This is a genomic window from Anaerobacillus sp. 1_MG-2023, assembly GCF_030547345.1.
GTDB classification, from domain to species: domain Bacteria; phylum Bacillota; class Bacilli; order Bacillales; family Guptibacillaceae; genus Guptibacillus; species Guptibacillus hwajinpoensis_B.
Map to the genome: position 1 here is coordinate 333,130 of NZ_JAUORD010000002.1, position 22,974 is coordinate 356,103.

At 38.1% G+C, this 22,974-nt stretch carries 27 protein-coding genes; 21 read left to right on the top strand and 6 right to left on the bottom strand.

What is annotated here, in order from left to right; all coding sequences use genetic code 11:
- Nucleotides 1–17: 17 nt before the first annotated feature.
- Nucleotides 18–827, top strand: coding sequence for a histidinol-phosphatase (locus Q4550_RS05510; RefSeq protein WP_303530918.1), 810 nt, complete (start codon nt 18–20; stop codon nt 825–827).
- 111 nt (nt 828–938) lie between these two features.
- On the opposite strand, the gene serA is transcribed toward Q4550_RS05510, so the two are convergent.
- Together serA and Q4550_RS05520 are read right to left on the bottom strand one after the other, a co-directional pair.
- Nucleotides 939–2,519, bottom strand: coding sequence for a phosphoglycerate dehydrogenase (gene serA, locus Q4550_RS05515; RefSeq protein ID WP_303530920.1), 1,581 nt, complete (start codon nt 2,517–2,519; stop codon nt 939–941).
- A 164-nt stretch (nt 2,520–2,683) separates the two neighbouring features.
- Nucleotides 2,684–2,932 (bottom strand): ferredoxin, encoded by a 249-nt coding sequence (locus tag Q4550_RS05520; RefSeq protein WP_194221965.1) that lies wholly within the window; start codon nt 2,930–2,932, stop codon nt 2,684–2,686.
- Nucleotides 2,933–3,149: 217 nt separating this feature from the next.
- On the opposite strand from Q4550_RS05520, the gene Q4550_RS05525 reads away from it, so the two are divergent.
- From Q4550_RS05525 to Q4550_RS05545, 5 genes are all read left to right on the top strand, one after another.
- Complete coding sequence (locus Q4550_RS05525; RefSeq protein WP_303530923.1) at nt 3,150–4,199, top strand: YpbB family protein; 1,050 nt, start codon at nt 3,150–3,152, stop codon at nt 4,197–4,199.
- On the top strand, nt 4,199–5,737 hold the full coding sequence (locus Q4550_RS05530) for a RecQ family ATP-dependent DNA helicase (protein WP_303530925.1): 1,539 nt from the start codon (nt 4,199–4,201) through the stop codon (nt 5,735–5,737). Before Q4550_RS05525 ends, Q4550_RS05530 begins: the two co-directional genes overlap by 1 nt.
- Nucleotides 5,718–6,296: a CPBP family intramembrane glutamic endopeptidase gene (locus Q4550_RS24565; protein ID WP_303530926.1), complete on the top strand. Its 579-nt coding sequence runs from the start codon at nt 5,718–5,720 to the stop codon at nt 6,294–6,296. The genes Q4550_RS05530 and Q4550_RS24565 overlap by 20 nt, the downstream gene beginning before the upstream one ends.
- 27 nt (nt 6,297–6,323) lie before the next feature.
- On the top strand, nt 6,324–6,509 hold the full coding sequence (locus Q4550_RS05540) for a hypothetical protein (protein ID WP_303530927.1): 186 nt from the start codon (nt 6,324–6,326) through the stop codon (nt 6,507–6,509).
- Between the two features lie 83 nt (nt 6,510–6,592).
- Nucleotides 6,593–7,042 carry a DUF2663 family protein gene (locus Q4550_RS05545; RefSeq protein WP_303530928.1) on the top strand — a complete coding sequence of 150 codons (450 nt, stop codon included), beginning with the start codon at nt 6,593–6,595 and terminating at the stop codon, nt 7,040–7,042.
- 3 nt (nt 7,043–7,045) lie between these two features.
- On the opposite strand, the gene Q4550_RS05550 is transcribed toward Q4550_RS05545, so the two are convergent.
- Entirely contained in the window at nt 7,046–7,261 is a 216-nt protein-coding gene (locus Q4550_RS05550; protein WP_194221960.1) for a hypothetical protein, read from the bottom strand.
- Between the two features lie 210 nt (nt 7,262–7,471).
- Here Q4550_RS05550 and Q4550_RS05555 point away from each other — a divergent pair, with 210 nt between their 5' ends.
- The 5 genes from Q4550_RS05555 to Q4550_RS05575 all read left to right on the top strand — a co-directional run bounded on the left by Q4550_RS05555 (nt 7,472) and on the right by Q4550_RS05575 (nt 11,066).
- On the top strand, nt 7,472–8,107 hold the full coding sequence (locus tag Q4550_RS05555; protein ID WP_303530931.1) for a CBS domain-containing protein: 636 nt from the start codon (nt 7,472–7,474) through the stop codon (nt 8,105–8,107).
- Nucleotides 8,108–8,165: 58 nt separating this feature from the next.
- A complete protein-coding gene (locus tag Q4550_RS05560) occupies nt 8,166–8,564 on the top strand; it encodes a hypothetical protein (RefSeq protein WP_206759496.1) in 399 nt (132 codons plus the stop codon).
- On the top strand, nt 8,561–9,319 hold the full coding sequence (locus tag Q4550_RS05565) for a metallophosphoesterase (protein ID WP_303530935.1): 759 nt from the start codon (nt 8,561–8,563) through the stop codon (nt 9,317–9,319). The genes Q4550_RS05560 and Q4550_RS05565 overlap by 4 nt, the downstream gene beginning before the upstream one ends.
- Nucleotides 9,320–9,412: 93 nt before the next feature.
- Nucleotides 9,413–10,336 carry a MerR family transcriptional regulator gene (locus Q4550_RS05570; protein ID WP_303531136.1) on the top strand — a complete coding sequence of 308 codons (924 nt, stop codon included), beginning with the start codon at nt 9,413–9,415 and terminating at the stop codon, nt 10,334–10,336.
- Between the two features lie 139 nt (nt 10,337–10,475).
- Nucleotides 10,476–11,066, top strand: a complete 591-nt coding sequence (locus tag Q4550_RS05575; protein ID WP_226613827.1) for a genetic competence negative regulator — start codon at nt 10,476–10,478, stop codon at nt 11,064–11,066.
- Between the two features lie 103 nt (nt 11,067–11,169).
- Here the strand turns inward: Q4550_RS05575 and Q4550_RS05580 are convergent, their stop codons facing one another.
- On the bottom strand, nt 11,170–11,883 hold the full coding sequence (locus tag Q4550_RS05580; protein ID WP_303530938.1) for a PIG-L deacetylase family protein: 714 nt from the start codon (nt 11,881–11,883) through the stop codon (nt 11,170–11,172).
- Nucleotides 11,884–12,087: 204 nt separating this feature from the next.
- Between Q4550_RS05580 and Q4550_RS05585 the strand changes: the two genes are divergently transcribed.
- The 3 genes from Q4550_RS05585 (at nt 12,088) to Q4550_RS05595 (ending at nt 15,680) form a co-directional block, all read left to right on the top strand.
- Nucleotides 12,088–13,002: a D-alanine--D-alanine ligase family protein gene (locus tag Q4550_RS05585; RefSeq protein ID WP_303530940.1), complete on the top strand. Its 915-nt coding sequence runs from the start codon at nt 12,088–12,090 to the stop codon at nt 13,000–13,002.
- Between the two features lie 285 nt (nt 13,003–13,287).
- Entirely contained in the window at nt 13,288–14,568 is a 1,281-nt protein-coding gene (locus tag Q4550_RS05590) for a Glu/Leu/Phe/Val family dehydrogenase (protein ID WP_194221953.1), read from the top strand.
- Nucleotides 14,569–14,684: 116 nt separating this feature from the next.
- Nucleotides 14,685–15,680, top strand: a complete 996-nt coding sequence (locus Q4550_RS05595) for a YpdA family putative bacillithiol disulfide reductase (protein ID WP_303530942.1) — start codon at nt 14,685–14,687, stop codon at nt 15,678–15,680.
- A 45-nt stretch (nt 15,681–15,725) separates the two neighbouring features.
- Here the strand turns inward: Q4550_RS05595 and Q4550_RS05600 are convergent, their stop codons facing one another.
- The gene (locus Q4550_RS05600; RefSeq protein WP_303530944.1) at nt 15,726–16,697 is read right to left on the bottom strand and encodes an asparaginase; all 972 of its coding nucleotides are present in this window, start codon (nt 16,695–16,697) and stop codon (nt 15,726–15,728) included.
- 125 nt (nt 16,698–16,822) lie between these two features.
- Between Q4550_RS05600 and prsW the strand changes: the two genes are divergently transcribed.
- The 7 genes from prsW to rpsA all read left to right on the top strand — a co-directional run bounded on the left by prsW (nt 16,823) and on the right by rpsA (nt 22,699).
- Nucleotides 16,823–17,509 (top strand): glutamic-type intramembrane protease PrsW, encoded by a 687-nt coding sequence (gene prsW / locus Q4550_RS05605; RefSeq protein ID WP_303530946.1) that lies wholly within the window; start codon nt 16,823–16,825, stop codon nt 17,507–17,509.
- Nucleotides 17,510–17,682: 173 nt separating this feature from the next.
- Entirely contained in the window at nt 17,683–18,414 is a 732-nt protein-coding gene (sleB, locus tag Q4550_RS05610) for a spore cortex-lytic enzyme (protein ID WP_303531137.1), read from the top strand.
- A gap of 14 nt (nt 18,415–18,428) precedes the next feature.
- Nucleotides 18,429–19,778, top strand: a complete 1,350-nt coding sequence (gene ypeB / locus Q4550_RS05615; protein WP_303530948.1) for a germination protein YpeB — start codon at nt 18,429–18,431, stop codon at nt 19,776–19,778.
- A gap of 13 nt (nt 19,779–19,791) precedes the next feature.
- Nucleotides 19,792–19,959 carry a DUF5359 family protein gene (locus Q4550_RS05620; RefSeq protein WP_194221947.1) on the top strand — a complete coding sequence of 56 codons (168 nt, stop codon included), beginning with the start codon at nt 19,792–19,794 and terminating at the stop codon, nt 19,957–19,959.
- A gap of 151 nt (nt 19,960–20,110) precedes the next feature.
- Nucleotides 20,111–20,782 carry a (d)CMP kinase gene (gene cmk, locus Q4550_RS05625; RefSeq protein ID WP_303530950.1) on the top strand — a complete coding sequence of 224 codons (672 nt, stop codon included), beginning with the start codon at nt 20,111–20,113 and terminating at the stop codon, nt 20,780–20,782.
- A gap of 4 nt (nt 20,783–20,786) precedes the next feature.
- A complete protein-coding gene (locus tag Q4550_RS05630; protein WP_303530952.1) occupies nt 20,787–21,371 on the top strand; it encodes a lysophospholipid acyltransferase family protein in 585 nt (194 codons plus the stop codon).
- A gap of 182 nt (nt 21,372–21,553) precedes the next feature.
- Nucleotides 21,554–22,699 carry a 30S ribosomal protein S1 gene (gene rpsA, locus Q4550_RS05635; RefSeq protein WP_226613796.1) on the top strand — a complete coding sequence of 382 codons (1,146 nt, stop codon included), beginning with the start codon at nt 21,554–21,556 and terminating at the stop codon, nt 22,697–22,699.
- 69 nt (nt 22,700–22,768) lie between these two features.
- On the opposite strand, the gene Q4550_RS05640 is transcribed toward rpsA, so the two are convergent.
- Nucleotides 22,769–22,906: a YpzI family protein gene (locus tag Q4550_RS05640; protein WP_303530954.1), complete on the bottom strand. Its 138-nt coding sequence runs from the start codon at nt 22,904–22,906 to the stop codon at nt 22,769–22,771.
- Nucleotides 22,907–22,974 lie beyond the last annotated feature (68 nt).

Below are 22,974 nucleotides of genomic sequence, written 5' to 3' on the forward strand. Positions count from 1 at the left end.
TAAAAGGAGCTGAAGCTGTGTATACTGACTATCACAATCACTTAGAAAAAGGTACATTAACCCTTGATTATTTATCTCAGTTTGTTGAAGAAGCAAAGCGCAAAAATGTAAGCCATTTTGGGATTTCCGAACATGCTTATCATTTTTATGAAACAGAAAATATTTTAAGCAATCCGTGGGTTAACGAAAGAAGATGGTACAACATGGATGACTACGTTAGTCTTTTTCAGGAAGCGGAAAAACAGGGGATGGACGTTAAGATGTCCATTGAAATGGATTATACCCCAGGTAAACATCAAGAAATGAAAGATTTTATTTCTAGCTATCGATTTGATTATGTCATCGGATCCATTCATTGGGTTGAAGACTTTGGGATTGATCTAGCAGAATATCGTCATCTTTGGGATGAACGTGATATTAATACGGTTTACCGCAAATATTTTGATCAAGTTGTCACACTGGCAGAATCAAATTTGTTTGATATCGTAGGTCATCTCGATCTTGTAAAGATATTTAAATACAAACCAGAAAGCCGTGATTTTCTACTTGAACAATATGACCGAGCGACAAATGCTTTATCTCATTCCAAAACATGCGTCGAAATTAGTACAGCGGGATTGCGTAAGCCAGTAGGTGAATTGTATCCTGATCCTGAACTTCTTAAAATGTGTTATGAAAAAGATATTCCAATTGTCCTCTCATCAGATGCGCACGTTCCGGGAGACGTTGGTGCAGACTATGATAAGGCGGTTGAGCTTGCTAAATCAGTTGGGTATTCTAAATTAATGACGTTCGAAAAAGGAGAGCGCAAGTCAATATCGTTATAAATATAGGTGATTGAAGATAAGTTGTTGCTCAAATGAGCGCACAAATCAGCGGAATATAAATGCAACAAAAAAAGAACGGGAGCTAATTGCTCCCGTTCCTTTTTAGATGAATTAAACGCCGCCGATTTGTTCTACTTTCACGATATCTTGCACTTCTTCGAGAGTTTCTTCAATATTTTTTGGTAATGCATTATCAAAAGATAACATCATAATCGCTTCCCCACCTGCTGTCTTTCTTCCAACTTGCATGGTGGCGATGTTAATCTTATGTTCCCCTAGAACCTTTCCTACGTTTCCAATGACACCAGGACGGTCATTGTGCTGAATATAAAGCAGGTGACCTTGAGGATGAAAATCAATATCAAATCCATTTAACTGAGTAATGCGATCTCCATATTCTTTAATATATGTTCCTTGAAGTGAGAAGGCCTCTTTATCCCCTTTTACAGTTACAGAAATAAGATTTGAGTATCCCTGTGTTTCAGAACTATGTTTCTCACCATAAGTAATCCCTCTTTCTCTAGCGATAGAAGGGGCGTTTACTTCATTAACGGTAGTGTCCAGTCTTGATTTAAGGAAGGACGCCATTAAATTCCTTGTCAAGATTGCTGTATCTAATTCAGTTAGCTTTCCGGCATAAGTGACTTCTACGAGATTCACTGCTGATTTCATACATTGTGAGAGTATACTTCCCATCTTACGAGTTAGTTCGTAATATGGTTTGATTTTTTCGTATTCTTCTTTTGAAAAACCAGGGAGGTTGATCGCATTTCGAATTGGTTTCTCTTTCAGGAAGTGTAGTACTTCGTCTGCTACCTGAGCAGCAACATTGAGTTGTGCTTCTTTTGTAGAAGCCCCAAGGTGTGGAGTTGCAATAACTTGATCAAAGCTTAAGAGAGGGTGGTCAGCTTCTGGTGGTTCTGCCACAAACACATCAAGTGCTACGCCACCAATGTGACCTGATTCGAGGTAAGGAATGAGTGATTCTTCATCAATAATTCCTCCACGAGCACAGTTAATTAAGAAAACACCTTTTTTAGTTTTTGCTAGCGTTTCTTTATTTAAGAGTCCACGTGTTTTATCAGTTAAAGGAGTATGAACAGTGATAATATCTGCCGTTTGAAGCAGCTGATCCAAATCAACGGACTCCACATCGAGTTTTTCCGCTCGATCATTTGTTAGGAATGGATCAAATACGACGACATCCATACCAAACGCTCTAGAGCGTCTAGAAAGTTCTGTACCGATACGTCCCATTCCTACAATGCCAAGGGTTTTTCCACTTAACTCTGTTCCGACATACTGTTTTCTCATCCATTGTCCTTTTTTCAATGACGACGTTCCCTGAGGAATATTTCGAACGAGTGAAGCCATCATTGCAAAAGTATGTTCTGTTGTTGAGATAGTGTTGCCGTCAGGTGCATTAACTACAATGACGCCTCGTTTCGTTGCGGCATCAATATCGATGTTATCAACACCGACCCCTGCTCTTGCAACAATCTTAAGCGAAGGCATTTGATCGAGCACTTCTGCTGTTACTTTTGTCGCGCTTCTTACAAGCAAGGCTTCATAGCGATCTAGACGATCATTGAAGTCATTTAATGATCCAATGTCACATGTTATCGTGCTTTCATTCAAAAGCGGCTGTAAGCCATCTTCCTTAATACCATCAGTTACTAAAACGTAAGCCAACTTCTCCACTCCCTTTGTCTCTCTCTTCTCATTTTTTAGAAAACTTAATAACTTACTTTTTATCATGAAAGCACTAAAGTGTCAATTTCATTAGGAACATTTTTAGAGAAAAAGATGCGAAAATAAAAAACCCCCGGTATTAAAACCAGGGATTCCATTCTTTATTATTCGAATTTTGTAGCGTCTCCGTCAAATGACTCATCAGCAATCTTAATAGAATCAGTAGGACAGCCTTCAAATGCATCCATCATATCTTCATGAAGTACATCTGGAATTTCAACGATACCTTCGTTGTCATCGAGGGTTACAAATGCGATACCTTCGTCGTCGTAATCATAAATATCAGGTGCAGCAGCGCCGCAGGCACCACAAGCAATACATGTGTCTTTATCTACAATAGTATACTTAGCCATGATTTAACCTCCTATTCAATACTTCTATATGCCTTTCATCGTCAATTTATGCGTAAATGAAAGTATTTAATAACCTTATTGTAAAGGTCGCGACTTGACTTTTCAATAGTTTAATCCTTTTATTACCGCCTAATTGAATGTTACCCGGTTTTAAAATAAGTAAACAGATGAAAAAATTTGATACAATATAAAGAAGAAGGAATTGGGTGATTGATACATGCAATATTTAGACGGTGTGCTATTATATATTTTTGACCGTTTTAGGGGAGAGCGTTCACTTTCAGCCGTTCTCCATCTCCTTACTGGGAAAAAATCTTCACAAACGATTCAGGATGCAAAACTATTTAACGTTTCAAATTTTTTTGGTGTTTTGAAGCAAATCAAACGATCTCAACTCGTAGATCATTCCGTTAGGCTTCAAAAAGTTAAATTGATTGAGCCTAACCAACATGATGGTTTCAAGGTCACATTAGAAGGCCAAGAAAAATTGAGCGCTTTCCTAGTGGATAATCCTATTCCCACATACTTAGAAGGATGGAAGTATCATTCTATTAGTGATTTATTCTGGCAGCGGCTTAGTTTATACGTTCAAACGCTATCTTATTCAATCCATGGAAACATGAATTTTTATCCTATAAGCAAAGAAGATAATATTCAAAATTGGGTCAGGCTACACTTTCCAAGCGTGAAAGAACAGCGAGCCATTTTAGCAAATGATTTGTACAAAGAAATATCAGCTATTTTACTCCACCTCCCAGCACATCAGGCGGCATTATTTGTCAAACGGCTAAGTGGTAAAGGAAGGACAGGACTTACTTTTGTTCAAATTAGTAAATCGAACAAGATTAGTGTGGAAGAAGCTACAGTACAATTTCAGAATGTAATTCATGCTTTTCTTACGTATATTCAAAAGAATCCTCTTCAATTCCCTATATTGGGAACAGTGGCAAAAGGGTATGAGGGCGAGTGGCCGTTGACGTCTTCAACTAGGCAGACGTATACCATTCTTCAATCGGGAGTGTCGCTAGAACAAATAGCTCAAAGGCGTCGATTAAAGAGAAGCACGATCGAGGATCACCTCGTAGAAATTGCAATAAATGTACCTGGTTTCTCAATTGATCCTTTTGTATCTCAAGATGCACAGAGGGAAATCCGATTAGCCAGCGAGAAAATAAACAGTCAGCGGTTAAAAACAATCAAACAGTATTTAGATGATAATTATTCATACTTTGAAATCCGATTAACACTTTGTAAGGAAGGGATTTAATGGCTTTAACAGACTTGTTATACAAGCATTTTGGATACCGCGAATTTCGTCAAGGACAGCAGGAAATCATCTTGGATGTGCTAGAAGGAAAAGATGTTTTTGCGATGCTTCCTACAGGTGCAGGTAAATCGCTTTGTTATCAACTTCCAGCATATGCAGGCCTGGCACATATTCTTATTGTTTCGCCTCTCGTATCGTTAATGGAAGATCAAGTACAGCAATTAAAAGCACAAGGAGAAAAGCGAGTCGTTGCGTTAAATGGTTTTCTTCCCTTTGAGAAACGAATCTCGATTCTTAAAAACTTATCACGTTATACATTTATTTACGTATCGCCAGAAATTCTTCAAAATAAGTTTGTGCAAGATGCTTTAACTCAATTGGATTTAGGGTTAATGGTCGTGGATGAAGCACATTGTATTTCTCAATGGGGGCATGATTTTCGAACAGACTACTTAAAACTTGGTGTGATTAGAGACAAGCTTGGTAAACCTCCGGTTCTTGCGTTAACAGCTACAGCTACAGATGAAGTGCGGAATGATGTTATGGATCAATTGCACATGAAGATACCCGCTATTCATATACACAGCGTCGATCGACCTAACATTGCTATTAAGCTAGATAAATTGCCTTCACTTGAAACGAAAATCCAAGCGTTAAAGCGGTATGCTAATGAGTTAGAAGGACCTGGAATCATCTATTTCTCAAGCAGGAACTGGGCAGATAGAATTGCAAAAGAATTAAATGATGACATGAAAACCGTAGCATCTTATCACGCAGGAATGGAGCAGGAAGATCGGTTATTGATACAGCAGCAGTTTCTAAATGATGAGCTATCCATTGTTTGCTCGACAAATGCTTTTGGAATGGGTATTAACAAGAGCAACATTCGATTTGTGATTCACTTTCATCCCCCAGCTACAATCGAAAGCTATTTGCAAGAAATTGGTCGAGCGGGAAGGGATCAAAATCAAGCGATAGCTATTCACTTGTATACAGAAGAAGATGAATTTCTACCCCTTTCATTTATTGACGGAGAACTGCCTAAAGAGGTGCAAATTAAAGAAGTTATGAGAGACTTATCTAGCCGATCAGGTGAAACATATTCAAGTAATCAAATAGAAAGTGAAGGCGCGAAGTTTGGGTTGAATGAGACGGCGTGGCGTTATTTGTTCCACCGCCTAGAAGTTGAAGGAGTGATAGAGGATAAAGTTATTCGCTCTTTTGATGTCGATTCTACTTTAATGAAAATAATAGATGAAACAGAAATCCGGCGCAAAGAAAAACTTGCTAAGTGGTTTGGATTCAAAAGCTGGTTAGAAGAAGAGCAGTGTCGAAGAAAAGGTTTATTAGTTAGGTTCGGTGAAACGAATCATATCATTGACCCGTGTTGTGATTATTGTGGTTTAAACCTTGAAGATTATACAGCTAGTTATGATCAAAGTGATTCCTCACCACAAGAAGAATTTGACTGGGATGCTGAACTGAAACGGATGCTGACAGTGTGCGGGGAGGATACCAGTGAGAAACCGACAGGCTGAAATAGTAAAACAATTAACTGATCGTGAGCTAGTATTAAATGTTTACTTAACACAGGCGATCATGCTTATTCTAGCCTTTGTATTGGGGGCTTTTCTATTTGGGGAGATATGGTTTCTTCCTAAAATTGTGGAATTCAATTGGAGTGATATACTCTTCCTAGGAGGTGGTGCAGGCTTACTCGTTGTTCTAGCTGATCTTCTTTTGATGAAATCTCTTCCGGATGAGAAATTAGATGATGGAGGGATTAACGAACGGATATTTTCCAAGCTTTCTGTGCAACATATCTTCTTTTTGTCATTTCTTATATCTTTCAGTGAGGAACTGATGTTTCGAGGAGTCATTCAAACACACTTCGGACTAATACTTTCAAGTTTATTATTTGCAATGATACATGTTAGGTATCTTTCTAAGCCAGTATTATTCACATCTGTTGTAGGAATCAGTTTTTTGCTAGGTATTTTATATGAGGTGACAGGTAATGTTCTTGTCACGATGTCAGCTCATTTTTTTATTGATTTTATTATGGGTTGTTTGATAAAAAGGAAGACACGTCTGTGAGTAACTACATCATGAAAGGTGAGTCTTATGAAAAACGATCGTCCGCTACCCTCTAGGAAGGAATTCCATCGGAATAAGGAAAAACAAAAAAAGCAGGCACGAAGCAAAGGTAGTGAAGAGAATGAACTTCCATCTCTTGCGCTAATCCGAGTGCTCGCGCTGCTATTTATAAGCATGGTTGCCATATTTCTTTTATATTCTTATTTTTCTTAATATGTTTCTCTTATTCAATGCCCCCCCTGTATTATCTGGCGCATATGTTGCATAAACTAGTTTCTATAAAAGGGGGGACTAGAGTGGATGCGTTCAAACAATGGAATCTTCCACAGCCACAATCTAAAATGACAAACGTCTTGTTAGAAGAGTTAGTGGAAAGAAAAAATGCTGAAATACAGTTTAATGGAAAATCTCAATTTTATGGGTATGTTCTTTCATGTTTACTTTTAGGTATAGGCGGACTATTTTGGTACGAGCTAGAAAAAAACTCATCTTTATTTGTAAATGGGTTCTCCCCGTCATTGATGCCATTTTTTATGTTGATGATTAGTTTGAGTATAGTAGCATATTTTCAATTAAGAAAGATTGCAAAAAAATGCAAAAAGGCCGAGGAAGAATTTGAATCTTTAAGATTGGAGATATTAGATCGAAGTGATGAACTTTTTGAAGGACAATTGCAGTGGCAAAATCGTCATGCTGTTTTTAAATATTTGAAAGATCAACATGGAATTAACCTTTATTACAAGTGAACTTTATCTTTGTTCAGGACAACCGAAAAATAAATATTGTTCGATTTGGAAATGACTTCCGTTAATGGAAAGCGCATCTTCTGCAAACATTTCAATTTTTCCGAAGGCAACAGTATCTTTAAGTTTTGGGCAGAAAACTTCTACGGGCATACCTAAACGACGGTTGAAATCCAAATCTTCATTACGTAACAATGATTTGGTTTTAAGTTTGTTTATCATAGATCCATCATCTCCGTTTTATTGTTTCCGTCCCAATTGGTCTGGTTATGCTTTAATCTTACCTCAAAAAGACTGAATCTTCAAGCAATTAAAAAGCCCAATTTACGGAAGAAATCGCCTCAATATCACATGAATTTCTCATTTAGAAGGATATTATCTTTGAAATGTGGTATTAATTAAGAGTAATGATCTTACAAAGAGGTGATAGTAGTGTATGTACGTAGTGCAATGAAACCAATTAGAGAAACTGTTTATGTGAATCATGACACAAAGTTGGATGAAACCCTAAAATTATTGAAGGATCGTGAAATTGATGGTGTCCCCGTTATCCAGGGAACGAAATATGTTGGTATTGTTACTTTTAATCGCATTTACAAAGCGTTTTTCAAAAGTGATGCAACCGATAAAGAAATGTTTCTTAGGGAAACCAATGCAGGGGATATTGCTTTCCAAAAAAATGTTACGGTTAATCAGGAGGAAGTGTTTGAGAATACGCTCCTTTTAGCTAAAAATGCACCACTTGTAGCCGTGGTTGATCAAAAGGAAGATTTCATTGGAATCATTACTAGATCAGATATACTTGATCAATTCCAAAGTGCTTTTGGTATGAGAAAGCCGGGCATTCGAATTGCTTTTGCATCTTCTGAAACAGAAGGAAGAATTGCAAGACTAGCTAAAATAGCAAAGAGTTTTCATGAAAATATTATTTCCCTCTCTACTTTTGACGAGTCAAACCAAAATGTACGAAGGATTGTAATGAAGATCGAGAAAAAAGAAAATATCGATCAATTTATAGCAAAACTTGAACAGAATGGATTTAAAGTACTCGATATTAAAGAAGTATGAGATATTAGTACCCATAAAGCCTCCTACTCTTACATACGTTAGAGTGGGGGGTTTTACTATGCCGCTTCTCTTGATAAGGGTTATGACAATATTTTGTTTGCTGTATTTAGCTGAAAGTAACTTGAATTTAAAAAGTATGACCTTTACAGATTTAATGTTAAACAGTGCGCGCTATGGTTTTGGGGCGATTTGTTTTTTATTTGGATTTTTAGTCGTGGCAAGAGTAATCAGGGAGCATGTAGAGAGTTTTCTTGCATTCGGAATTAAAAACAAAGCTCACCTTATAACGTTCTGTATTGAAGGTAGTTTGTTAATTGGCGTATACTGGGTATTGTTTCAAAATAATAAGTGGTTATCTCTAGCATCTCTCGTGATGGCATTTATATATGGTGGTTTGTCGGCTAATATAAGAGCTGCAAGAGAAGTGAAACGCTTTCAGAGGAGCAATGAAACATGAACTATATCATTGGGATCTTTTTGGCAGGTGTACTGTTACTAATTTATATGTGGGGTGAAGCTCATCTAAATCGTGTCCACACGAAGGAACTTTACATTAAACAACTACCAAAAAGCTTTGAATCATTTCGGATTTTTTTTATCTCAGATTTACACAATCGATTGGTTTCTGAGAAAATTTTAGAAAAGGTGAGAGATCAGGTTGATATTGTAGTAATAGGTGGAGACGTAATGGAAAAAGGGGTATCTTTTGATAAGGTTGCTCAAAACATGAGGAATCTTAGCGCTCTCGCCCCTTGTTATTTCGTTTGGGGGAATAACGATTATGAAGAAAATCCTGCAAAACTACAAAAAATTCTAGTTGATAACGGAATCCATATCTTAAAAAACCAGGCAGAAACGGTAATGAAAAATAATGATGGAATAAGCTTATTAGGAATTGATGACCTTTCAACAGAAAACGCTTCACTTCAGGATGCGCTTAATGAAGCGTCAGAAGATATTAAGATCCTGGTTAGTCATAATCCGGACATTAAACAAGATTGGCCAGAAGATAGTGGGGTTCAATTGATTTTATCCGGACATACTCATGGAGGTCAGATTCGACTGTTTGGATGGGGGATAAGAGAAAAAGGTGGAATTAAGAATATTAATGGGACAACCGTAGTAATCAGCAATGGATATGGCACAACAACTTTACCGTTAAGATTAATGGCACCAGCTGAGTCACATATTTTTATATTAAAAAGGAAATAAATACAAAAAAACAAAGCAACGCTTATACAAAGTTTACACAAACATCATTCACCCTTTATACTAGGTGTGATAATGGCTGTATTAGAGGGGAAGATGACTATGTCTGCAGGTAAGTATAATATTAAAGCGGTCTCGAAAAAATTAGGTATTCAACCCGGGACCTTGAGGGCATGGGAGAGGCGTTATAATATTATTTCTCCAATAAGAAATGAAGCTGGTCATCGTCTTTATTCGGAAGAGCATATGTCTATATTAAAATGGCTGGTCCAAAAAACAACGCAAGGCTTTACAATTAGTCAGGCTGTAGAATTGCTTGAGAATGGAAATGATTCATCAGATACGGATAGTATGGGCACTGATATGGTGCAGGATAGGGCTCAAATCTTAGCTGATGAAATCCTTGAAGCCCTTTTAGCTTTTGATGAGAATAAAGCGCAAGATTTGTTGAACCAGGCTTTCTCTGTCTTCAGTATAGATAAAGTTGTTCATGATATATTGGCTAAACTACTAGTGAGGGTTGGAGACCTATGGGAAAATGACAAAATAACCATAGCTCATGAGCATTTTACTACCGCTTTTCTTCGTTCTAGAATCGGTATGATTTTCCATACGCTTCCTGTCGATGGGTACCTTCCAAAAGTAATGGCTGTTTGCTCAACTGGTGAATACCATGAACTTGGATTGTTAATTTTTACTCTGTATCTTAGGCGGAAAGGGTTCGAAGTTATTTATCTCGGATCGAGCATACCAGAAGAGGATATTGAAATCGTCGTAGAAGATACCGACCCCAAAATTCTGTTTCTATCATGCACGTTGATGACGAATTTACCAAGGTGTCTAGGTTTGATTGATCGATTGGACCAACGTTTCTCTGAATTAACCATTGGAGTAGGTGGTTCAGCTATTGCACATTTACGTGATGAAAAGAGACAGGCTTACGAACCGTTTTTAGTTGGAAATAATAAAGAAGAATGGGATGCCTGGATTAAAGATAAAATTCAAAAGCTTACTACTTAGTTGAAAGTGGACTTGACTTGTCTAAGCTTCCTTTGACAGTGTAAACTAGAAGAATATCGTCAACCAAGAACCATCTTTGTATTATCACATATAGTATGAATAAAGGATTTGCGGGTGACAGACGGTAGGGGGGAATTAGATGCGTCTTGAACGTTTAGCATATGATAAAATAAAAATATTTCTAACTTATGACGATTTAAATGAGCGTGGAATTACGAAAGAAGAGCTCTGGCAGGACGTACCGAAAGTTCATAGGCTTTTTCGTGAGATGATCATGGAAGCTGATGATGAACTTGGATTTAAAGTAGATGGTCCTATCGCTGTAGAAGTATTTTCACTTCCTGCTCAGGGAATGGTAGTCATTGTCACAAAAGGTTCCGGTGATAGTGAATTTGAAGAGGACTACAACGATGAGTATATTGAAATGCAAGTGACCCTTGATGAAAGCGATGAAGTTTTCTATGAGTTTCGTTCTTTTGAAGATGTGATTGGTCTTTCGAAAAGATTGATCAATGTGGGTATACAAGGAGGAACACTTTATTCCTATCAAAACCATTTTTATCTTAAGTTTGATGAAGAGGAATTTGCAGAGTATGAATTAGATTCTTTAGTTGCTTTACTGGCTGAATTTGGGAATCCTTCCACAATTACAAGCTACCGGGTGATGGAATACGGCAAACAGATTATGAAGACAACTGCAATCGAGCAGTTAAATCATTATTTCAAATAAGGTTCTGGTGGTTATCTGAATCATTCCAATTTGTTTCTTAACATTCGAAATGATTCAGTTATTGCTTTCTTGAACACGAAAAAACCTCCCATGGGAGGTTTTTTTAGGTGAGGAGGGATTTAGATGAAGGTTCGGCGTTTTCCCACGCTTTAATGAAATATTCTTTATTGTTATATTTCATGAAACCTTCTTGATTATATATGGTTGGAAAAGCTCTTTCAACGGACAGGTGTTGCGTTCGATGCGCAAGAAGAGCTTTTCTTACGGTATTTATATGGTTACTTGAGAATGATTTCATCAATGTAATCGAATCATCAGGGTCAGAAAAAGCAGGATGGCCTGTTTCATCAGCTAATGACTGTGGGAAGGTAGTGTAGTATAATTCCTTCACAATGTTTGTTTCGTGCACTGCCTGGAGCGTTGCAGCTTGAATCGCTTTATGGTCAGGATGCCCTGATAATCCATGAGGTGGAAAAGTGATGACAACTTCAGGTTTAACTTCTTTGATTCGGTTGATTACATCATTTTTAAGCACATTTGGAGGCAAAGAATTTAACTTCCCGTCCTGATATTCACCGATATATAATTCATCGATGCCAAGTAGCTTAGAAGCTTTTTCAAGTTCTTTCCGTCGAACGGATGCGAGTTCTTCGGGGCGACAAATAGCTGGTTCGCCGCATTTACCAGCGTCGCCAGGTGTGGCACTATATAAAACGGTTTTAATATCTTTTTTGTTCGCTAACTCTAATAATGTTCCTCCGCAAGTAAAGCTCTCATCATCAGGGTGAGCGAAGACAAACATAAATGTTTGAGACATAAGGGTATTTCCTTTCATAAATAAGATTACTGCCAGTATACAAAAAGTAAAAGACTTTTTTCCAATAATATTATTTATCGATGGTCATTAGGGATAACATAGTGTTCGAAAAACATGGTATGATGAGAGAAGTTTTGATTAGTTCCACTCGATTAACTATCGAATATAATGACATACATAAATGTAGCCCAGGAGGTATAAAGAATGAAAGTTGGAGTACTTTATGGAGGAACCTCTGCAGAAAGAGAAGTTTCTTTATCTAGCGGAAAAGGAATTATGAGAGCTCTAAAAAATAACGGTCATGAAGTAGTTGGAATTGACTTCCATCCAGATCGCTTAGCTGAAGTAATGGAACTTGATGTAGACATTGTTTTTATTGGTCTTCATGGTAAGTATGGGGAAGATGGTAGAATTCAAGGTTTACTCGATATGTTACAAATTCCTTATGTAGGATCCGGAGTACTTGGATCTGCCGTTGCGATGGACAAAGCAAAAAGTAAGAAAGTACTAAGAGATTCAGGCATTCGCCTTGCTCAAGATCTCGTTCTTCATAAATCGGATGACCACCGTTCTTTGGAATTACCTTTTGGATATCCAGTTGTTGTAAAACCAAACAGTGAGGGCTCAACCATAGGCTTAACAATTGCTAAGAACGAAGCAGAGCTTCAGCAGGGGATTGAAGAGGCATTTCGATTTGATGATACTGTAATCCTTGAGGAATTTATTTCTGGCACAGAAGTGACGGTTGCCGTAATGGGAGCTAAAGGTGATGTTAAGCCACTCCCTGTCGTAGAGATTGTACCGAAAAATGAATACTATGATTATGAATCGAAGTATTCTGAAGGTGGAAGCGAGCATATTGTCCCTGCACGTATATCGTCTGATTATACGACACTTATCCAAGAGCAGTCGATAGTGGCACATGAACTCCTTGGTTGTGAGACGTATTCACGAGTAGACTATATTGTACCGAATGATGGATCGAATCCTGTTTTCCTCGAAGTAAATACATTGCCAGGTATGACACCGACAAGCTTGTTTCCTGACGCGGCTAAAGAGATTGGATATTCCTATGAACAGATGATTGAAAACCTTATTCATTTAGGATTAAAAAAATAGTAAAAGGAGAGACCTCACAAATTGTGAGGTCTTCTTTTTAATTGATATGACTACGCCTCTACTTAGTAAGCGTTTTCATTACTATGGAACAATTTGCATAAATGTAGCATGAATGCCTTCTCATAGCTTACCTAAACGTGTATACTATGTTTTGAAAGCAGAGCAATGGAACATTCTATAAACAACATATGAACTTTAACAATTAAAATCGAATAGGCTATGCTTCATTTAGCCTAAAAAGTACAAAAACAGCAGAGTAAGTGCACAGTAATGGGAGGTAAAGCAATGGTCGACAAAAACGAAACAGATAATGGACAAGGAAATAAGAAGAAACGGAACGTATTAGAGTCGACGCAATCAGTCATTCACGAAGCGCTGGACAAATTAGGCTATCCGAGCGAAGTTTATGAGCTATTAAAGGAACCAATGAGATTAATGACAGTTCGGATTCCAATTCGAATGGATGATGGCTCTATAAAAATATTCACTGGGTATCGTGCGCAGCACAATGATTCTGTAGGACCCACTAAAGGTGGCGTTCGCTTCCATCCAGACGTGACAGAAACAGAAGTTAAAGCACTATCTGTATGGATGAGCCTTAAAGCAGGGATTGTAGACCTTCCTTATGGAGGAGGTAAAGGTGGAATTATTTGTGATCCGCGTGAGATGTCTTTTAGAGAACTAGAACGATTGAGTCGAGGGTATGTAAGAGCAATTAGTCAAATTGTAGGTCCAACAAAAGATATACCGGCACCAGATGTATTCACGAACTCTCAAATTATGGCCTGGATGATGGATGAGTATAGTCGAATTAGAGAATTTGATTCTCCTGGATTTATTACTGGTAAACCTCTCGTATTAGGTGGTTCTCATGGTCGTGAATCCGCTACCGCGAAGGGCGTTACCATTTGTATTCGCGAAGCTGCTAAGAAAAAGGATATCAAAATAGAAGGTGCACGTGTCGTTATTCAAGGTTTTGGAAATGCGGGTAGTTTTCTAGCAAAATTCATGCATGATGCGGGTGCTAAGATTGTAGGAATATCAGATGCATATGGAGCTCTTCATGATCCTGAAGGTCTTGACATTGACTACTTATTAGACCGACGTGATAGTTTTGGAACAGTTACAAAGCTCTTTAAAGAAACAATTAGCAACAAGGAGCTTCTTGAACTTGATTGTGATATTCTTGTTCCAGCTGCTATTGAGAATCAAATTACAGAAGACAACGCACATCAAATTAAAGCAAGTATTGTTGTGGAAGCGGCTAACGGTCCTACAACGATTGAAGCTACAAAAATTTTAACGGATCGTGGTATTTTACTCGTGCCAGATGTTCTTGCAAGTTCTGGTGGTGTAACGGTATCTTATTTTGAGTGGGTACAAAACAACCAAGGTTACTACTGGACAGAAGAAGAGGTAGAAGCGAAGCTTGAAAAAGTAATGGTAAACGCTTTTAATTCAATTTACCGAACTTCTGAAACGCGTCGCGTTGATATGAGACTATCAGCATATATGGTTGGCGTGCGTAAAATGGCTGAAGCCTCTAGATTTAGAGGATGGATATAAATAGTTGCCAATCCGATGAAAATTCCCTATCATTCAGGTAGGGAATTTTTCTATTGCAAAGAGTAGAATAAAAAGAAATGTTCCATTTCTTATGGATAGGTTCGGGAGTGAGTGAGATGAGAGAAGAACAAGTGGTTATCATTGGCGCAGGTCCTTGTGGAATGTCTGCGGCAATTGAATTAATGAATGAGGGATACGATCCTCTAATTATCGAAAAAGGCAATATCGTGAATGCTATTTATCATTATCCAACGCATCAAACATTTTTTAGTTCAAGTGAAAAGCTTGAAATTGGTGAAGTACCTTTCATAATTGAAGAGCGGAAGCCAAAACGAAATCAGGCCCTTGCTTACTATCGGGACGTTGCTAAAAGAAAAGATCTTCGTATTCATTCCTTTGAAAAAGCAAATTTGATAACTAAGGAGAATGGTGCATTTATTATTGAAACGGAAAAAGTGCACGAATCCAAAAAAATAACATACCGCGCACAGCATTTAATCATTGCAACAGGATATTATGATAGTCCTAACTTTATGGGTGTTAAAGGAGAAAACCTCGATAAGGTTTTGCACTACTTTAAAGAGCCGCACCCTTATTTTGACCAGGATATTGTTGTGATAGGCGGTAAAAACTCAGCAGTTGACGCAGCATTAGAGCTTGAAAAAGCTGGGGCAAGAGTTACGATTCTTTATAGAGGAGCGGAATATTCAAAAAGTGTAAAACCATGGATTTTACCGGAATTTGAAGCTCTCGTTAGAAATAAGAAAGTGACAATGGAGTTTAATGCTTCATTATTGGAAGTGAAAGAAAAAGAAGTCGTATATGAAGTGAAGGGTGAACAGAAGAGCATACCGAATGATTTTGTATTCGCCATGACCGGTTATCATCCTGATCATTCATTTTTGACAAAAATCGGTATAGAAATTGATCAACAAAGCGGGCGACCTGCTTTCGATAAAGATTCGATGGAGACGAATGTAGAGAATTGTTATATTGCTGGTGTGATTGCCGCTGGAAATAACGCCAATGAGATTTTTATTGAGAATGGCAGGCTACACGGTGCATTAATAGCTCAGTCAATCATAGGGAAAGCACAAAAACCTACCAATTAAGGTAGGTTTTTGTGCTTTTACAAATCAGGGAAGGTCTCTGTTTCATCATCGTAAAAAGAAATTGTGTAATTCCTTTGGGTCTTCTGTTGCTTCGAGTGCAACGAGTAATTTCAAACGCGCTTTTTGTCCATTTAATCCGTTAGAGAAAATTACTCCATGTTCTTTTAAATGCTTGCCACCGCCTTTATAACCATAAACATCTTGTACAATGCCATTAAAACACCTAGAAACCATGACGATGGCGATTCCTTTCTCTCTTAGATGTTTGATTCCCTCCATCATATCCGGTGGTAAATTCCCCTGTCCAAGCGCCTCTATTACGATGCCATTAATGCCAATATCTCCAGCAGCAAATAGTAGCTGTGAATCCATTCCTGCATAAGCCTTTAGAAGCATGACATTTTTCGTTAGTCCAGAAATATGATAGCGGTCTCTCATCGTTAAAGTATGATGAAAGAAGACACGTTGTTTTGTAACGATCCCGATAGGGCCATATTGAGGACTTTGAAAAGTGGAAACGTTACTCGTATGCGTTTTTGTCACATTTTTTGCTGTATGTATTTCATCGTTCAACACAACAAGCACGCCTTTTCCTTTAGCTTCATGGCAAGAAGCTACTTTTATGGATGAGAGAAGATTATATGGCCCATCAGAGCCAAGCTCATTGCTTGAGCGCATCGCACCTGTTACGACGACAGGCAGATCTGTTTGGAGAACAAGATCTAGAAGGTAAGCTGTTTCTTCTAGTGTGTCGGTTCCATGCGTTATAACCACTCCGCTGATGTGTTCTTCTTTGATTCTCGTTTCAATCCTTTCCGCAATAGTAAACATGACCTCAGGTGTCATATGCGGGGAGGGAATGTTAATGTAATCATCAACAATAACGTCATTTCCGATTAGTAATTCGCTCAGTGTTGCATTTAGAGGATTTTCTTTACCTGGGCTAACAGCACCAGAGTTCTTATTTTCCTCCATAGCGATAGTTCCTCCGGTATGAATGATCAATAGCTTGCTCATTGCGTCACCTCATCGTTTTCCTAATAATTGTTTCCTTAAATAAAGTAACATGATACGATTATAAAAGTATAGGTATGACTGAGCCTGCTTAAAAATGAGGTTCAGGATAGAAATGGGGAAAGCCTATGTTAGCAGCAATAACTGCTGGAATAGCACCAGGCATTGCGCTTCTTTGTTTTTTTTATTTGAAACAACATCAGTATGAATCTGAGCCAATAGGCCCGGTTGTACGAAGTTTTGTGTTTGGCGCTATGTTAGTATTTCCAGTAATGGTGATTCAGCATGGTTTTGAGATCGAAAACTTCTTGCAATCACCATTCAGTCAAGCTTACTTGATGTCTGGACTGCTTGAAGAATTTCTAAAATGGTTTATTTTCTATTTTACTGTATACATCCATATAGAGTTTCATGAGTTTTATGATGGGATTGTTTATGGTGTTGCTATCTCACTAGGGTTTGCATCTGTTGAAAATGTCTTTTATCTTTTTGCATATGGCATTCAAGAAGCATGGTGGAGAGCGCTTCTTCCTGTTTCAAGCCACGCTTTATTTGGCTTAATTATGGGTTCTTATCTTGGAAGGGGAAAATTCTCATTGCAAAATAAGATTGGAAAGTGGATTTCTCTATCTCTTTTCGTTCCATTTATGTTTCACGGAACATATAATTATTTAGTTCTTCAGGTGAACAGCAATACCATCTATTTAATGATTCCATTTATGCTTGTTCTATGGTTTATAGGTGTAAGGAAAATCAAAGCTGCAAACCTTAATCAAGCAGAATTAATGGAAACGAAAGAAAACATGCCAATATGATAACAGTTTGAAAGATGCCGAAGAGGCATCTTTTTTGTTTTGTATAAAATACCTTCTGATACAAAAACTACACTTATGAAAACAGAATGATCAGGGAGGTCCACATCATGAGAAAGACAGTTCTTATTCTAAAAATCCCTCTAATAATTGGTCTAGTCTGTGCACCGCTTGTCATGGTATTTGATATGGAGAATCGAGCAGATGCATTTTCTAACCAAATCATCCAGAAGGGCGCAACAGGCAGCGATGTCATTGAACTTCAAGCACGCTTAAAGCATATAGGGTTCTATACAGGCTCAATTGACGGCGTATTTGGATGGGGGACTTATTGGGCGGTTAGAAACTTTCAGTATGAATTTGGAATGGATGTTGATGGACTAGTTGGTCCTGAAATGAAAGCGAAGTTAAACAAGTCTACAAAGTATGATCCTTCCATTCAGCAACAGGCGAATAGTGGCCAAAGTCCTAATGTTTCACAATCAAATCAAAATAATGAAACGAATAAGCCAAAAGACTCAACTACTCAGGCGAAAAACGTGCCGTCCGGTTATTCCCAAAACGACATTAAGTTACTTGCAAACGCAGTTTATGGTGAATCAAGGGGGGAACCTTACGAAGGTCAGGTTGCGGTTGCCGCGGTCATACTAAACCGTGTTCAAAGTGCTTCATTTCCAAACACAGTTTCAGGAGTGATTTTTGAACCGAGAGCTTTTACGGCTGTCTCAGATGGACAAATATGGCTTACTCCAAATGAAAGAGCGAAAGAAGCTGTGATTGATGCAATAAATGGATGGGACCCAACTGGGGAAGCATTGTATTATTTCAATCCAAACACGGCAACTTCTGGATGGATTTGGACAAGGCCGCAAATCAAACAAATTGGTAAGCATATATTCTGTGAATAGTGGAGGTGGTTAATATGATTCGTTCGATTTTAATTGGTGCGCTCGCAGTAGGCGTTGCTGGAACTAGCTACTGGGGGTACAAGGAACATCAAGAAAAAAATGCCGTGTTAATTAATGCGGAAAACACGTATCAGCGTGCTTTCCATGACTTAAACTTTCATATGGAAGCACTAGAAGAGAAGATAGGGTCGACATTGGCGATGAACTCCCGTGGCAGTCTATCTCCTGCCCTTGCAGAGGTATGGCGTTTAACGTCTGAAGCTCAAAATGATGTTGGACAACTGCCGCTAACGCTAATGCCTTTTAATAAAACGGAAGAATTTTTAACAAACATAGGCTCATTTAGTTATCGTGTAGCTGTACGTGATCTTGATGAAAACCCTCTGTCAGATGAAGAATATAAAACATTGAAGGAATTGCATAGTCATTCCACAGATATTAAAAATGAACTGAGAAAAGTGCAGGCGATGGTCATTGATCATAACTTACGTTGGATGGATGTGGAGCTTGCTCTAGCTTCAGAAACACAGGCTGAAGATAACACGATTATTGATGGATTTAAAACAGTTGATAAACAAGTGGAAGGGTATAGTGAAGTAAACTGGGGACCTGAGATTACTCAATTAAATGAAAAGAAAGAAAACCTGGACAAAAATATAGTCGGGAAAAAACTAACTGAAAAAGAAGCAAAGGAACATGTAATTGACTTTCTGGATCTTGATCCTAAAGCAAGCATTGATATAACGACTACTGGGGAGAAGTCAAAATACAAAGCCTATAGTTTATCAATTGAAGAGCCAGATACGAAATCTAGTATCAATCTAGATGTTACAAAAAAAGGGGCAAAACCAATCTGGATTTTGATGGATAGGAAAATAGGAGATCAGAAGCTTAGTCTAAATGAAGCCGCTGATCGAGCGAGAGCATTTCTAAAAGAGCATGATATAACAAATATGAGCATTTCAGAAAGTAGTCAATATGATCGAGTAGGTGTATTTACTTTTGTATACAATCAGAAAGATGTTTTAATTTATCCAGATGCTGTTCACATTAAAGTTGCGCTTGATAATGGTGATATTTCCGGCTATGAATCTTTAGAGTATTTAACAAACCACCATGAAAGAACTTTGGGCTCCCCAACTATTTCCAGGGATCAAGCGTTAGAACAAGTGAATCCGAATGTCCAAATAATGGAAGAAGGGTTAGGTGTCATTCGAAACGATCTTGGAGAAGAAGTATTATGCTATGAGTTTATGGGTACGATTGATAATGAAACGTATCGCATTTTTATTAACGCATCTAACGAAAGAGAAGAAAGAGTAGAAAAAATGGACGGTACCGAAATGAATTACGATACCCTATGAGAGGAGCGAATGTATGGCGAGAATGGAACAATTATTAATAAAACTCATCGTCATTCAATTTGTTTTTCTTATTATTTCTCAAGTTCTTCTAACTCAAGAAGAATTTCGTATCTATCTAAGTAAAGCGATTTATTATGAAGGTGTGCTAAAGGATATGCCTCCCCTGATTAGACGCCAATAGTGAATAGACCGATAAAATGTCTTGTGTTATGATAAATATGACATTTTGGTCGTACTGAGGAAAGCAGGTTCTCCTGCTTTTTTTGTACGTTAAATTGTCATTTATATGATCTAATTCGGATGGATGAATGGAATTTGGAGGCAATAATAATATGAACAAGCGAATAAATATAGCAATTGACGGTCCAGCAGGAGCTGGTAAGAGTACAGTTGCAAGAAAAGTAGCAGATAACCTATCTTTCCTTTATATTGATACAGGTGCAATGTATCGTGCATTAACGTATAAAGCTATTGAGAAGGACATTGATTTAGAGAATGGTCCGCTTCTTAAAGCACTTCTAGATGATACTGTGATCGACCTACAAGTTGGTGAAAGTGAACAGCTTGTCTTGGTTGATAACATGGACGTAACAACAGATATACGTTCTTATGCTGTCACGAACAATGTTTCCTTTGTAGCAAGACAAAGTGAAGTGCGATTAGAAATGGTAAAGAGACAAAAGATGTTAGCTGATCGTGGAGGCGTTGTAATGGATGGACGTGATATCGGTACACACGTTCTTCCTGAGTCAGAACTTAAAGTATTTTTAAGTGCTTCTGTAGAAGAAAGAGCCACGCGACGATATAATGAACTTATTGGAAACGGGATTGAAGCGGATTATGACCGTATCAAGGATGAGATTGCTTTAAGAGATAAGCGTGACACTGAGCGAGAAGTAGCCCCTCTTGTAAAAGCGGACGATGCCATAGAAATTGATACTACGAAGATGACAATTTCTGAAGTAGTGGACCAAATTTTACAATTAGCAAAAGAAAGGGCATGATCAAGTGAGCTTATACGGAGTAGGAAAAGGCTTATTTCATTTTTATTTCAAGGTATTCAATCGTGTAACAGTTGTTGGTCGTGAGAATATACCGAAAGACAAAGGGATTCTTCTTTGCTCAAATCATATCAATAACCTTGATCCGCCGCTAGTAGGAGCCATGTTTCCTAGAGATGTTCATTTTATGGCTAAATCAGAATTGTTTACCATTCCGATACTAGGTAAATTGATTCATAAGGTTGGGGCTTTTCCGGTAAAACGAGGAATGAGTGATAAACAAGCTCTTAGAAGTGGAATGAAATTTTTGAAAGATGGCGGCGTTGTCGGTTTGTTTCCAGAAGGTACGAGAAGCAAAGATGGCAAACTAGGCGAGGGGCTCTCTGGAGCAGGTTTTTTTGCTTTACGTCCAGAAGTGATGGTCGTACCGTGCGCAATTAAAGGATCTTATAAGCCTTTTGGCCGCTTGAAAATCGTGTACGGAAAACCAGTTGACTTATCGCCGCTTCGTGAAGAACAGGGAGCAGCTAAAAAAGCCACTCAGGCTATCATGAAAGAAATTCAAGATCTTATTGAAATTCATCATAAATAATTCGATATTGTTAAAAAATTTAAATAAATGTGTCAGGATACTTGACAAATCCGTCATTTTTAGTGAAAGTTAGAGGAAAGGGTGCTTAACTTTTCAATAAATTTCTTTCGCTATAAGTGGAAGACTTTTATAAATCATATCGAAAAGTTTTATTTCTTTTGGATTGAAGGAGGAGTTTGTCAATGGGTGAAGAGATGAATCAGGAAATGACTGAGTTCAAATCATTCGAAATTGGAGAAGTGGTGACAGGTAAGATCTCCAAGGTTGAAGAAAAACATGCATCAGTAGATGTAGGTTTTAAAGTTGATGGAGTGCTGCCAATCAGCGAACTGTCAAGCCTTCACGTCGAAAAGGTTAGCGACGTGCTCTCAGAAGGTGATGAAATAGAAGTTAAAGTAATCAAAGTTTCTGAAGATGAGCTAGTGCTTTCTAAGAAGGCAGTCGAAGCTGATCAAGCCTGGGATGCTCTACAGGAGAAGTATGAAAACTCCGTTGCATTTGATGTTGAAATTGCAGACGTAGTTAAGGGCGGCCTTGTGGTTGACCTTGGTGTTCGCGGATTTATCCCGGCTTCTCTTGTAGAAAGACATTATGTTGAAGATTTCTCAGATTACAAAGGCAAAAACCTGAGCGTTAAGATTGTGGAATTTGATCCAGAGAAAGCAAAAGTGATCCTGTCACATCGTGCTGTTCTTGAGCAAGAGGCGGATCATAAGAAACAAGAAACGCTAGCATCTCTTCAAGCAGGACAAGTTGTCGAAGGGACAGTTCAACGTTTAACCGATTTCGGTGCTTTTGTAGATATCGGTGGAGTGGATGGCCTCGTTCATATTTCTCAGATGGCTCATCATCGTGTTGAAACCCCATCTGAAGTTGTAACAGAAGGTCAACAAGTGAATGTTAAAATTCTTTCTGTTGATCGTGACAACGAACGTATTTCACTATCCATTAAAGAAACACTCCCGGGACCGTGGGAAGAAGTAAAAGGAAAACTTAGTACTGGAGATGAAATCGAAGGCACAGTGAAGCGTTTAGTTAGCTTCGGTGCATTCGTAGAAGTGGCTCCGGGTGTAGAAGGGCTTGTTCATATTTCAGAAATCTCGAACAAGCATATAGGAACTCCTCAAGAAGTTCTTTCAGAGGGAGAAACAGTTCGAGTGAAGATTTTGGATGTTAATCTTGATGAAAAGAGAATATCATTAAGCATCAAAGTCCTCGAAACTGAACAAGTATCAAATGAAGTTGAAGAATATCAGAAAGAAAGTGACGGCAACTCGCCATTCTCTCTTGGAGATATGATCGGTGATCAGCTTAAAAAGTACAAATAAGTAAATGAAATCCTCTCTGCACTCATGCAGAGAGGATTTTTTTTGATTTTCTAGCTAGAAGGAAACATATTAATTCTGTCCATTTCGTTTTCGAGCTTGATCTGGTCCTTCAAGCATTGCTGCTCCATCATGTGAAAGCGACTGATCACGATCAGACTCAACTCGTTTCGATTTCTTAAGTTTTCTATCTTGTCGATCTTTTCCCATCATTTAGCCTCCCTTCAACTGAACCTTTTCTTATCATGAAAAAAATCTTCGAAAGTTATTCATTTACA